Here is a 12673-nt window from a genome sequence, read left to right as displayed (position 1 = left end):
GAGACGTGAACTAAATCACAGCTTCGCTAACGAAATGGACCCGCCATGTTGAGCAACCGCCCGGAGTCAGCCCCACGAGCGATGAAGAGCGCAGCCCAGCTCGGCGGTTACGGAGGGCTCGCGGTGGCGATCTGGCTGGTGGCGGCCGTATCAACCGGATACGGACTGGGAGTCGCCTCAGCTGAAACCGGTGCCCCGTCCGCTGAGTCCTCGACCGATTCCGCGGCGACGGCCACGTCCACCACGTCGGCCACGGGAACCGCCACGTCGTCCAGCGAGCCCACCAAGACCGAGTCGACGTCGACCGCCGCAGGGTCAACGCCGAGCGGCGGCACTTCCACCACGACCACCGGCGCCACCGGGACCACCGGCGCGACGTCATCGACCACCCAGGTGGGCACCGGTGTCACCGTGAGCAGCAGCGGCGGAGCGCACAGCAGCACCACCGAGCCCGAAACCACTGGCGGCGTCGAGGTTCCGGCATCGCCGAGCGAACCGTCCGTCCCGGTCGAGACGACCGAGCCCACTGCGCCGACCACTCCGCCGGAGGCCGAGCTGACAACGTCGACCCCCGCAAGGACCGAATCGAACTCCGAACACTCCGCCGTCGTGAACGCGGCGGCGACGACGCCGGGCAGCACCTCGTCGACGCCCGCCGCCTCGGTGGCAGTCGTGGAGGCCGTCGTGAAACCATCCGCGACGCCCACCGAGTCGAACGCAGTGCCAGCGGCGAATACGTTGAGCGCCAACGCCGCAAGCAGTGCACTCACCACCCCGGCGGTCACGGAGGCCGCGCCGCCGACGCCCCAGGTCGCCTTGTCCGGCCCACTCGGCTTCCTCAACGGCATCGTCACCAATCTGCTCAATCCGTTCCTCGCGCCGGCACCCAACACGCCGGAGCCGTTGACCCCGGTGGTGTGGGCGGTGCTGGCGTGGGTGCGGCGCAACGTGTTCAACCAAGCCCCGACGATCAACTACAACCCGACCACCACGGTGCAGACCGGGCAGACCGTCACCGGCAATCTGGGTGCGAGCGACTCCGAGGGCGACCAGCTGACCTACACCGTCACGCAAGGACCGCAGCACGGCACGTTGACGATCGACCAGGCGACCGGCAACTTCACCTACACGCCGAATGACATCAACTACACTGCGGCGCAGCTCGATTCGTTCACGGTGTCCGTCACCGACGGCAAGTTCAACGTACTGAGTCTGTTCAGCCCGCGCGGCGAACAGGCCAGCTTCGGGCTCACGGTGCTCAACCCCACCGTCCAGCGGATGATCGTGGACCTGCCCTCCGGCTACGTCAACCCGAACACTCCGCGCTTCAGCGCTGATGGAAAGTCCCTCTACTTCGCCGTCACACCCCCCGGCGGCACCCGGACCGAGATCCATCAGGTCAACGTCGACGGCACCGACCTCCGATGCGTCACCTGCGGCCTCTCGCCGAACATCACCGCCAACCTGACCAGGGTGGCGCCCGGTCCCGACGGCCGGCTCATGATCCAGGTTGCGACCGCCCCGAACTCGTACGTCGTCTACGAACCCACCACAAATCAGTTGGTCCCGGTCATCACGCCGCCGTCGGCTGCCCGCGCCTTGGACCCGCAACGCGAGATGAGGATCTCGCCCGACGGGAAGTACGTGGTGTTCAGCCAGATTCAGCTGGGCCAGACCGGCAACTTCACGGCGGTGCCGGTCGTGGGCAAGCTCGTCCGAGCCACCAATGCGGTCACTGGTGCAGCCGAATATCACATCGACGACGCGCGGGTGGTCTTCCCCGTCGGTGAGGCCAAGCAATGGACCCCCGACGGCAAGGGCGTGATCATCACCGGCGGGCAATACGAGATGGGCAACGTCGATGACGTCGTGGTCGACCTGGCCACCGGGAAGGTGACCCGGCTGACCACCAACCTCGACTACGAGGAGGACGTCGACATGTCACCCAACCTCGGGTGGATCGCGGTCGGAAGTACCCGCACGTTCGACGCGCTGACGCCGATGACGAGGATCGTGCGGCCGCCGTTCCTGCCGGCACAGATCCAGGGCGCCGTCTACGAGGCCTTTGCGGGAACGAATGCCACGAACGTCTCGAACCAGGAATGGTTGATCGCGGTAGAGGACGAGCTCAAGGGCGAGAACGGAATTCCGCTGTTCGTCGCCGACGACCCCAGCACGCCCGAGGACGAAGGCGACAACTACAACGCCCGAAGCATGGCCAGTTGGAATACCGACGGCACCTCGGTCGCGTTCTGGGAGGCGCAGGCCGCGCCGCTCGGTTCCCCGGATCCGGGGGTGTCGCGGCTGGTCGTCGCCAACCTGCAGTACACGACCAGCGTCGGGACCGTCCAGGGTGATCTGGTGACTCCAGATCCGACGTGGGCCCCGACGCTGAGCGAGTCCGTTCCCACCACGCTCGCGCTGCCTCCGGTCGGAACCCATGCCGGCGCCGGAGGCGGCACCGCGACGATCACCGAGGTGCCCGATCCGACGAATGCGGCGGCAACGCTGCGCACCGTCACCTACGTCGATTACGTCAACGTGGACGGATTGATCCTGAACGGCACGGAATCGACGAGCACCACCGCGAGCCAGAACACCATCCGCTATTACGCCGACATCACCGTCTCGGGAGCCCAAACCGGTTACCTGAGGGGCGACGTCACCATCAACAAGCTCACGCGAAAGATCACCCCGACGACCGCGGGGACGAACACCCCGGAAAACCCCGGTTCGATGATCAGGTCAAGCCTCGACGGAGACTTGCTGGTGCTCCTGGATCCGAACAGGCTCGCCGAAACTCGGGCCGACGCTTAGTCGGTAGCAGGGGAGGCGCGTTGGGACGCGAGCGGCGCGCCGTACCCTGACGGCGTCGTCGACGAGCGACGACCCGGCATGCGAGGAACCAGATGCACAACGTCGTCATCACCGGTCCAGGCTCCGTCGAGGTTCGTGAGGCGCCCGACCCGGTGCCGCCGGGCCTCGACGGGGCGGTCGTCGCGGTCGAGTCCGCCGCGATCTGCGGATCGGATCTGCACTTCTACGACGGCGACCTGCCGGTCGGGGACGGTGTCGCCGTCGGTCACGAATTCATTGGCACGGTAGTCGAACTCGGCCCCGAGGTGTCCAGTGTCCGGGTCGGCGACCGGGTGCTCGCGGCGTCGGTCACCGGATGCGGGCGGTGCGACGGCTGCGCGACGGGCAACCCGGCGCGGTGCGTGAACGGCATGCAGGTATTCGGTTCGGGCGTGCTTGGCGCCGGTCAGGCCACGGCGGTCGCGGTGCCCGCCGCCGACTTCCAACTGCTGCGCATCCCGGACGGCGTGGACGACGAGGCGGCGCTGCTGCTCACCGACAACCTGTCCACGGGGTGGATCGGCGCGAAGAAGGCCGACATCCCGCCCGGAGGCACCGTCGTGGTCATCGGCCTCGGCGCGGTCGGGCTGTGCGCGGTGCGGGCAGCGTTCGCCCTTGGCGCAGGCACCGTGCTCGCCGCCGATCCGGTCGCGGGTCGCCGCGCCCTTGCCGTCGAATCCGGGGCCGTCGCACTGGAGGGGCCGACGGTAGCCGCGGTGCTCGAACACACCGACGGCCGCGGGGCCGACAGCGTGATCGACGCGGTGGCCCTGAACGCCACCCTCGACGACGCACTCGGCAGCGTGCGCGCGGACGGCACCGTATCCGTCCTCGGGGTGCACGACCTCAACCCGTATCCGCTGCCGATCTTGATGGCACTGATGCGCAGCCTGACGCTGCGGATGACGATCGCACCCATTCAGCAGACCTGGACGGACCTGGTGCCGTTGGTGGCCGAAGGGACGCTGCGCACCGACGGCATCTTCACCCACCGGTTCCCGTTGTCGGCTGCCGCCGAGGCCTACGCCGCGGTCGCCGCGCGCAGCCCGGAATGCGTGAAGGTGATCCTCGATCCGGCTGGGTAAGGGAAGGCCAGTTCAGCCCGCGTACGCGACCGCATCGAACGGCCACGCTTCGGCCAGCCAGGCGCGGACGGACTGCCGCAGCGTGCCGTCGAGATCGGCGACGTCGGCTCGCACCCAGGAACGGACGTCGACGCTGCCAGGAGCCTCGCCTGGGTTGAGGTAGACGCAACCGATCACCTCGTCGGTACCGGGTTGCAGCACGGTATAGGCGAACGCGACCCGTTGCTCGAATTCATCGGCGTGCCGGACCATGTCGGCCAGATTCTCCTCCGACGGCAGACCCTCGTCCGGCGGCCAGTCATAGTCCGTGAACCCAGGCGTGGCCTGCAGATGCGGAATGCTCGACATCCACGCCGCATGGTCGGATGAGTTGTGTTGCGGGCCCAACGGTTCGAGAACGAAGTCGGCGCTGCGCAATTCGCGGGGAACCACGAAATCGGGCGGAACGAATGGGTGGGTCATCGATGTACCTCCGCTGCCGACGTCGCTGTGCACAACCTAGGCCATGCATGGCCGTCACCGCTGTGCGAGCGGTTCGTCAGACGAGGCGCGGGCTCGGTGCGGTCAGCATGGCGGCCAGCATGTGCACGATCTCCTCGGCATCGTCATCTCCGGCGCCGCCCGCCTCTGCGGCCCGCTCGTGTTCGGCCACCAGGGCGAACATCGCGGTGGCGACCGCGGAGACCCGACGGTGCCGGGCTCGGCGATCGGCGAAGGGCACCGCGTGCGACAACGCGTCCAGTACGCGGGGCCACGCCGTCTCGGCCGAATCCATCGGCTCCGTCCGCAGTCGGGGCGCGACCACCTGTAGGAAACGGGCGTAGTGCGTGCTCTCGAGGTTTACCAGCGGCAGAACCAGGATGCGCATGAGCGCGTGGACGTCCGTGGCGCGGTGGTGGTCGAGGTCGGTCAGCATCCGCTCCCGCTCGCGTTCCATCGGCAGAAGCCTGCGCGCCACGACGGCGTCGAGCAGGTCCTGCCTTGTGCGGAAGTGGTAGTTCACCGCGGAGTTGTTGCGCTGGCCCGCGGCGTGCGCGATGTCGCGCAGCGGCACGTCGAACCCGCGCTCGGCGATCAGCCGCTCGGCGGCGTCGAGCAGCGCGTCCTTCGATCGGGAACCACGGTCCACGAAGAGCAGCATAGAGTTCGGTTCCGCTGATTAAGCGAATGTGCTTAACTCGGGTATCGCCCGCTTCGAGAAGGACGTCCCGATGACTGCTGCTGAACAGGTCCGCGAAATCGATGCGGGTATCCCCATGACGCGCTTCGCGAGGGGCTGGCACTGCCTCGGACTGGCCGAGCCCTTCCGCGACGGGGCGCCGCACGGGATTACCGCGTTCGGCACCAAACTGGTGGTGTTCGCCGGTCCGGACGGCCAGATCAACGTCCTCGACGGGTACTGCCGCCACATGGGCGGTGACCTGTCGATGGGGACGATCAAGGGCGACACCGTGGCGTGCCCGTTCCACGACTGGCGCTGGCAGGGCTCGACGGGCCGCTGCGTCGAGGTTCCCTATGCCCGACGGACGCCGCGTCTCGCGCGCACCCGGCGCTGGCCGTGCCAGGAACTCAACGGCCAACTGCTGGTGTGGCACGACCCGGAGGGCAGCACGCCGCCGCCGGAACTGACTCCGCCCCGGATCGAGGGCATGGACGCAGGCGCCTGGTCGCCATGGACCTGGGAATCGGTGCTGATCGAGGGCAGCCACTGCCGCGAGATCGTCGACAACAACGTCGACATGGCGCACTTCTTCTACATCCACCACGCGTACCCGACGTACTTCAAGAACGTCATCGAGGGCCATACGGCCAGTCAGTTCATGCAGTCCAAGGCGCGCCCCGACACCACCGCCAACTACGAACAGCTGTGGGAGGGAACCAATCTGCGGTCGGAGGCCACATACTTCGGGCCCGCCTACATGATCAACTGGCTGCACAACGACGTCGCGCCCGACATGACGTTGGAGGTCGTGCTGATCAACTGCCACTACCCGGTCAGCCACGACTCCTTCGTCCTGCAGTGGGGTGTCGCGGTCCAGAACATCCCTGGCCTTCCCTCGGACAAGTCCGCCAAGCTGGCCGCGACGCTGAGCAAGAACTTCGGCGAGGGCTTCCTCGACGACGTCGAGGTCTGGAAACACAAGACACGCATCGACAACCCCCTGCTCACCGAGGAGGACGGCGCCGTCTACCAGCACCGCCGGTGGTACGAGCAGTTCTACGTCGACGTCGCCGACGTCACCGACGACATGGTGAACCGGTTCGAACTCGAGGTGGACACCACCCACGCGAACGTGGTGTGGCAGCGCGAAGTCGAGGAGAACCTCGCCCGCCACTAGGGTCTTGCTCCGTGATCGTCAGCACCATCAACGTCAACGGAATCCGCGCAGCGGTCAAGCAGAGGTCGACCGAGAATCTCGGGCTGCTGGCCTGGCTGAAGGAGACGACGGCGGACGTCGTCTGCCTACAGGAGACGCGGGCCGACGACGAACAGCTGGCCGACGCGCTGACGCCGGCGCTGGCCGACGGTTGGCACCTGGCGTCGGCCGACCCGCACCTGAAGGGCCGCAACGGGGTCGCCGTGCTGAGCCGGCACCCGATCACCCGCGTCCGGATCGGGCCCGACGCCGACGAGTTCGCCTCGCACGGACGCTATCTCGAAGTCGACACCGGTGACCTGACGGTGGCCAGCGTGTACTTCCCGACCGGCGAGGCCGACACCGACCGGCAACTGGAGAAGGAGAGGTTCATGGCCGCCGTCGCGGCCCGGATGGCGGTGCTGAACGCGTCGTCGCGCGGTGCGGTGGTGTGTGGCGACTGGAACATCGCGCACACCGAGGCCGACATCAAGGCATGGAAGGCCAACCGGAAGAAGTCGGGCTTCCTGCCGAGTGAACGCCAGTGGCTGACCGACCTGCTGGCGACGGGCTGGGTCGACGTCGTGCGCGTCCTGCATCCCGGCGTCGCCGGCCCCTACAGCTGGTGGTCGTGGCGCGGCAAGGCGTTCGACAACGACGCCGGCTGGCGGATCGACTACCAGCTCGCCAGCGCCGCGCTTGCGCCGTGCGCGGTCAATGCGCGGGTGGAACGGGCCGACGCTTACGCACTGCGCTGGTCCGACCACGCGCCGGTGACCGTCGAATATGGCCTTGGCCCGGCGTGAAAGTATTGAGCCATCATGAGCACCACAGATAAGCGCGTCGTCTTCTCCGGCGTGCAGCCCACGTCTGACTCCCTGCACCTCGGCAACGCGTTGGGTGCCGTCAAGCACTGGGTGGGGATGCAGGACGACTACGACGCCTACTTCTGCGTCGTCGACCTGCACGCGATCACCGTCCAGCAGGAACCGCAGACGCTGAGGCGTCGCACGCTGGTGACCGCCGCGCAGTACCTTGCGCTGGGCATCGACCCGGCCCGCAGCACCGTCTTCGTGCAGAGCCACGTCCCGTCGCATTCCGAATTGGCTTGGGTGCTCGGCTGTTTCACCGGGTTCGGGCAGGCTTCGCGGATGACGCAGTTCAAGGACAAGTCGCAGAAGCAGGGCGCCGACGCGACGACGGTGGGCCTGTTCACCTATCCCGTCTTGATGGCGGCCGACGTGCTGCTCTACGACACCGACCTCGTCCCCGTCGGCGAGGATCAGCGCCAGCACCTCGAACTGGCCCGCGACGTCGCGCAGCGATTCAACTCCCGCTTCGCCGACACCTTCGTCGTACCCGAACCGATGATCCCCAAGGCGACCGCGAAGATCTACGACCTGCAGGACCCGTCGGCGAAGATGAGCAAGTCCGCCGCCACCGATGCCGGCCTGATCAGCCTGCTCGACGACCCCAAGGTGACGGCCAAGAAGATCCGCTCCGCCGTCACCGACAGCGAGCGCGAGATCCGCTTCGACCCCGAGGCCAAGCCCGGCGTGTCCAACCTGTTGACCATTCAGGCCGCCGTCACCGGGACCGACGTCGACAAGTTGGTCGAGGGTTACGCCGGGCGCGGCTACGGCGACTTGAAGACCGAGACCGCCGAGGCCGTCGTGGAGTTCGTCACGCCGATCAAGGCCCGGGTGGACGAGATGCTGGCCGACCCCGCCGAACTGGAGTCAGTACTCGCAGCGGGTGCGCGGCGGGCCAACGAGGTGTCTGCGCAGACCTTGCAGCGGGTATATGACCGGCTAGGGTTCTTGGCGCCACGCGGGTAACGGTTGGGAGGCCGGACATGACATCTCCGGCGGAGCCGGAAAGCCCAAGCAAGCCGGGTGTCATGGACCGGCTGCGGGCCCGGTTCGGGTGGTTCGACCACGTCATGGCGGCCCAGGAGCGGTACAAGGACAGCAAGGGCGACTTCTACGCCGCGGGCATCACGTACTTCACGATCTTCGCGTTGTTCCCGCTGATCATGGTCGCCTTCGCGGTCGGCGGCTTCATCCTGGCGAGCCAGCCGGAGTTGCTGGCCGAGCTGCAGGGGCGGATCAAGGGAGCGGTGTCGGGCGACTTGGGTAACCAACTCGTCGACTTGATGGACTCGGCGATCGAGTCACGGACCTCGGTCGGCATCATCGGTTTGGCCACCGCTGCGTGGGCCGGGTTGGGCTGGATGGCCAACCTGCGTGAGGCGCTGACGCAGATGTGGGGCCTGCTGCGCCACGATCCACCGGGCTTTCTTCGCACGAAGTTGTCCGATCTGCTTGCCATCGTCGGACTGTTCGCCGCGATCGTCGTCACCATCGCCCTGACGGCTCTTGGTAGTTCGGATCTGATGCGGCATGTGCTGCAATCGGTTGGGCTGCAGGACGTTCCGGGCGTCGGTGTGGCACTGCGAGTGGCGTCGCTGTTGGTGTCGGTGCTGATCTCGTGGCTGCTGTTCACCTGGATCATCGCTCGGCTGCCCCGTGAGTCGGTCACGCTACGCAGCTCGATGCGCGCGGGCCTGTTGGCCGCCGTGGCGTTCGAGATCTTCAAACAGGTGGCGTCGATCTATCTGAAGTCGGTGTTGCACGGACCGGCGGGGGCGACGTTCGGCCCGGTACTGGGTCTGATGGTGTTCGCCTACATCACCGCGCGGTTGATCCTGTTCTCGACGGCGTGGGCCGCGACGGCGCCGGACAATCTCGTGGACGCACCGGTGAGCCCGCCCGATCCCGCACAAATCACCACCCGGGTCCAGGTCCGCGAAGGGCTGGGCGCCGGTGGCGCGCTCGCTGCCGCCGCGGTGGGTGCCGTTGGCGCACTCGGGCTTTCGCGACTGCGGAAACGCTAGCGCGGGTCGGCCGGCCGGGCCGCGGGGCCGGGCGAGGCGACGACGTCGGCGGCGGTCGAGATCTGATGGCCGGCTTCACACGTCACGGTCGCGTGGACCGGCTCACCACACTGGCGGTGGCGCAAGGAGACGGTTGACTCGCCGGCATCCAGCAGCCAGCGGTCGGCAAAGTCATTGAGCGCGATGAGTATCGGTGCGAGACTGCGGCCCTTGTCGGTCAGCCGGTATTCGTCACGAGCGCGGGCACCGGGCGCCTGGTAGGGCACCTTCTCCAGAAGGCCGTCGGACACCATCGCGCGCAGGCGCGTCGAGAGCACGCTCGGGCTGACGCCGCAGTGCCGCAGGAAGTCGTCGAATCGGCGGGTGCCGTAGAAGGCCTCGCGGATGATCGCGCCACTGGTGCGGGGTTGCAGCGCTTCGAGCGCGAGAACGATCGAGTCGGGTTCCAGATCCCACGCGTCGCGGTCCCAGCGGGCGCCCTTGCCGGTCTGGGCGGCTTCGGCGGAATGGCTCACGTCGTCTCCAACCTCGTTGTTTGTGCCAACTCTATCCGCGCATTAGGCTGACTTCTGATAACCGAAGTCAGCCGTGGAGGCGAGCCAGTGACCACCGGAGAGAGCTATCACCGCAGCAGCGTCGCCGATTCGTGGGATGCGATCGTCGTCGGGTCCGGGATCGGCGGCATGACCGCGGCGGCCTTTCTCGCGCGGGCCGGGCAGCGGGTCCTCGTCCTGGAGCGGCACACGACGGCCGGGGGAGCGACGCAGACGTTCCGCAGGGCCGGATACGAATGGGACGCCGGGCTGCACTACATGGGCGAGGTACACCGGCCCACCAGCACGCTGCGCCGCATCTTCGACTACATCAGCGGCGGCAAGCTCGAGTGGGAGCGCATGCCCGACGTCTACAACCGCATCGTCATCGCTGACCGCTCCTACGAATATCCCTCCGGCGCAGACGCATTCAAGACCCGGATGAAGGAGTACTTTCCCGGAGAGGCCGCCGCGATCGACCGCTACGTCGAGCTCGTCTTCGCGGGCAACCGCACGGCTCGCAGCTTCTTCGCCCACCGGGCCGTTCCGCACGATCTGGCGGACTCGCTCTACCGCGACATGTGTGAGCCCTTTCGCACCGTTTCGGATCGCACGGTCTCCGAGGTGCTCGACGACCTCACCGCCAACACGGAGCTGAAGGCCGTACTGTGCGGTCACTTCGGCGACTACTGCCTGTCGCCGGGCAAGGCATCATTCGCCATGCACGCCATGCTCATTCGGCACTACGTCGACGGCGCCAGCTTCCCCGTCGGCGGATCGGGCCGCCTCGCCGAGACGACCGCGGACGTGATCGTTGGCGCTGCGGGTGCGGTGCTGGTCGCCGCCGAAGTGGCGTCGGTCCTGCTGGACGACGACGGCAAGGCGTGCGGCGTGACGATGCGCGACGGTCGCGAGTTCCGCGCTCCGGTGGTGATCAGCGACGCCGGCGCTGTCAACACGTTGACGAAGTTGGTGCCCGCGCAGGCCGTGGACGCGGGACTGGTCGATGCGGTCCGATCGGTCGGATCCTCGCTGCCGTGGGTCATTCTCAACATCGGAATCCGCGCCACCGACGCCGAATTGGGGCTGGACGGAACCAACGTCTGGGCGCACAGCGGGCCGGACATCGACGCCGAGATCGCCGCGTTCGAGGCCGATCCGCAGCACACCCCGATGCCGCTGTACTTCCTGTCGTTCCCGTCGGCCAAGGATCCGTCGTGGGCGGACCGCCATCCCGGGCGGGCCACCATCGACATCGGCGGCCTGACGAGCTGGGAGCTCTTCGCGCCGTACGCAGACAGCGCGTGGATGCGCCGCGGCGCCGAGTACGAGGAACTCAAACGCCGGCTGACCGACGAACTGCTGGGACAGGTCCTGCGCTTCTGCCCGCAGCTGGACGGCCGGATCGACCACGTCGAGCTCGCGACGCCGTTGAGCTTCAACCACTTCCTCGGCAGGCAGTACGGCGACTTCATGTCACTGGCGCACAGCCCGAGTCGATTCGCGCTGCAGGGGTTGAGTTCTCACACCCACGTTCCGAGCCTGTATCTGTCCGGCCAGGACGTCGCCGCCGCCGGCGTCAGCGGCGCCATCATGGGCGGCGCCGTCGCAGCCTCGGCCGTGCTGGGCCGAGACGTCTTCGGGGACCTGTCAACCGACAACTGACGTCGGCGATTACGCCTCGGGGCGACGGTTCAGCGAGCGCGCGCCCATGATCAAGCCGAACACCACCACGGCGCCGACGACGCCCACGCCCACCCTGACCGGCGTCGCGTCGGCAGGCGGAAGCGAGGCCGCGACGGCCTGGGCGGCCGCGGGGTTGGCGGCCGGATCGGTTTGGTTCGGACGGAGCGCAGGATCGGGCTCGACCAACGTGCCGACCTTGGTACCCGGCGCGGTCGCGAACCCGTAGTCGAGCAGATGCGCCGCCTGCTCCCACGGGGCGATCGGCTGGCGGGTGCCGCGCAGCAGCACCGCCACCAGGCGGCGTCCGTCGCGGTTGGCCGCACCGACGAAGGTCTGGCCTGCGTCGTCGGTGTAGCCGGTCTTTCCGCCCATCGCGCCGGGGTAGTTGTAGAGCAGTTGGTTGTCGTTCTCCAGTTCGTAGCCCGGGTGTTCCTCGTCGCCCGGCACGTCGGGACGGGCTGGGGCGCCGGGGAAGTCGTACTTTTGCGTCGCCACGATGTCGGTGAAGATGGCGTTCTGCCAGGCGTAGCGGTAGAACAGCCCGATGTCGTAGGCGGAGGTGCTCATGCCGGGACCGTCCAGGCCCGACGGCGTGGCCGCGCGGGTGTCGCGGCCGCCGAGCTTGACCGCGAGGTCGTTGATCTTGCCGAGCGCGACGTCCATGCCGCCGAGCTGAACGGCCAGGGCGTGCGCGGCGTCGTTGCCCGAATGCATGAGCAGGCCGTGGAGCAAGTCGTTGACCGTGTAGAGGCCGCCGGGGTCGACGCCCACCCTGGTGCCTTCCGCACCCGCGTCCTCGTTCGTACCGACGACGCGCTTGTTGATCGGCAGTTCGTTGATCGACTGCATGGCGACCAGGACCTTGATGATGCTGGCGGGGCGGTGCCTGCCGTGTGGGTCCTTCGCGGCGATGACCTCACCGGTGTCGAGGTCGGCGACCAACCACGCCTCCGCCGACACGTCGTCGGGCAGTGGTGGTGTGCCTGGCGCGGTGATGGCGCCGCAGCCGGACAGGGCGTCGCCGCCGAGCGGGGTAGCCGGGACCGGTAGCGGGGCGGGCGGATCGCCGGCTGTCGGAACCTCGGACGAGTCGACCGCAGGCGGCGTCGCGACGCGGTACGGGCAGGCGTTCGCGTCCGGGGCGGCGTCGGGTTCGGCACTTGCCGTCGGCATGCCGACGAGCAGTGGCCCAGCGAGCATCGCGAGCGCCGCCACCTGGCACAACGCGCGCGTGCGGAACATCCGTGAGTTCGCCATCGT

Annotated in this window: 12 protein-coding genes; 7 read left to right on the top strand and 5 right to left on the bottom strand. The window is 67.9% G+C overall.

Features of this window, described 5'->3' with window-relative positions; translation table 11 throughout:
- Positions 1-107 precede the first annotated feature (107 nt).
- The gene (locus N536_RS43160) at positions 108-848 is read right to left on the bottom strand and encodes a hypothetical protein (RefSeq protein ID WP_231514665.1); all 741 of its coding nucleotides are present in this window, start codon (positions 846-848) and stop codon (positions 108-110) included.
- On the opposite strand from N536_RS43160, the gene N536_RS0128220 reads away from it, so the two are divergent.
- A complete protein-coding gene (locus tag N536_RS0128220) occupies positions 817-2817 on the top strand; it encodes a PD40 domain-containing protein (protein ID WP_029116676.1) in 2001 nt (666 codons plus the stop codon). The genes N536_RS43160 and N536_RS0128220 overlap by 32 nt on opposite strands.
- A 92-nt stretch (positions 2818-2909) precedes the next feature.
- Positions 2910-3941: an alcohol dehydrogenase catalytic domain-containing protein gene (locus N536_RS0128215; protein WP_029116675.1), complete on the top strand. Its 1032-nt coding sequence runs from the start codon at positions 2910-2912 to the stop codon at positions 3939-3941.
- A 12-nt stretch (positions 3942-3953) separates the two neighbouring features.
- Here N536_RS0128215 and N536_RS0128210 read toward each other — a convergent pair whose 3' ends face one another.
- Together N536_RS0128210 and N536_RS39735 are read right to left on the bottom strand one after the other, a co-directional pair.
- Positions 3954-4403, bottom strand: a complete 450-nt coding sequence (locus tag N536_RS0128210; RefSeq protein ID WP_029116674.1) for a hypothetical protein — start codon at positions 4401-4403, stop codon at positions 3954-3956.
- A 76-nt stretch (positions 4404-4479) separates the two neighbouring features.
- Positions 4480-5070, bottom strand: coding sequence for a TetR/AcrR family transcriptional regulator (locus N536_RS39735; protein ID WP_231514664.1), 591 nt, complete (start codon positions 5068-5070; stop codon positions 4480-4482).
- 82 nt (positions 5071-5152) lie between these two features.
- On the opposite strand from N536_RS39735, the gene N536_RS0128200 reads away from it, so the two are divergent.
- The 4 genes from N536_RS0128200 to yhjD are packed head-to-tail and all read left to right on the top strand — an operon-like array spanning position 5153 to position 9194.
- Positions 5153-6280 (top strand): Rieske 2Fe-2S domain-containing protein, encoded by a 1128-nt coding sequence (locus N536_RS0128200; RefSeq protein WP_029116673.1) that lies wholly within the window; start codon positions 5153-5155, stop codon positions 6278-6280.
- Positions 6281-6291: 11 nt separating this feature from the next.
- Positions 6292-7104, top strand: coding sequence for an exodeoxyribonuclease III (locus tag N536_RS0128195; protein ID WP_029116672.1), 813 nt, complete (start codon positions 6292-6294; stop codon positions 7102-7104).
- 15 nt (positions 7105-7119) lie between these two features.
- Positions 7120-8136: a tryptophan--tRNA ligase gene (gene trpS / locus N536_RS0128190; RefSeq protein ID WP_029116671.1), complete on the top strand. Its 1017-nt coding sequence runs from the start codon at positions 7120-7122 to the stop codon at positions 8134-8136.
- 17 nt (positions 8137-8153) lie between these two features.
- Entirely contained in the window at positions 8154-9194 is a 1041-nt protein-coding gene (gene yhjD, locus N536_RS0128185) for an inner membrane protein YhjD (RefSeq protein WP_029116670.1), read from the top strand.
- On the opposite strand, the gene N536_RS0128180 is transcribed toward yhjD, so the two are convergent.
- Complete coding sequence (locus N536_RS0128180) at positions 9191-9709, bottom strand: helix-turn-helix domain-containing protein (RefSeq protein WP_029116669.1); 519 nt, start codon at positions 9707-9709, stop codon at positions 9191-9193. The two genes, yhjD and N536_RS0128180, sit on opposite strands and share 4 nt — an antisense overlap.
- Before the next feature lie 87 nt (positions 9710-9796).
- Here N536_RS0128180 and N536_RS0128175 point away from each other — a divergent pair, with 87 nt between their 5' ends.
- Positions 9797-11392, top strand: a complete 1596-nt coding sequence (locus N536_RS0128175) for an NAD(P)/FAD-dependent oxidoreductase (protein WP_029116668.1) — start codon at positions 9797-9799, stop codon at positions 11390-11392.
- Positions 11393-11401: 9 nt separating this feature from the next.
- Here N536_RS0128175 and N536_RS0128170 read toward each other — a convergent pair whose 3' ends face one another.
- The gene (locus N536_RS0128170) at positions 11402-12670 is read right to left on the bottom strand and encodes a D-alanyl-D-alanine carboxypeptidase family protein (protein WP_369798480.1); all 1269 of its coding nucleotides are present in this window, start codon (positions 12668-12670) and stop codon (positions 11402-11404) included.
- Positions 12671-12673 lie beyond the last annotated feature (3 nt).

Source organism: Mycobacterium sp. URHB0044, from assembly GCF_000620625.1.
Taxonomy (GTDB): Bacteria; Actinomycetota; Actinomycetes; order Mycobacteriales; family Mycobacteriaceae; genus Mycobacterium.
This window is presented reverse-complemented; position numbering and strand designations above follow the sequence as displayed.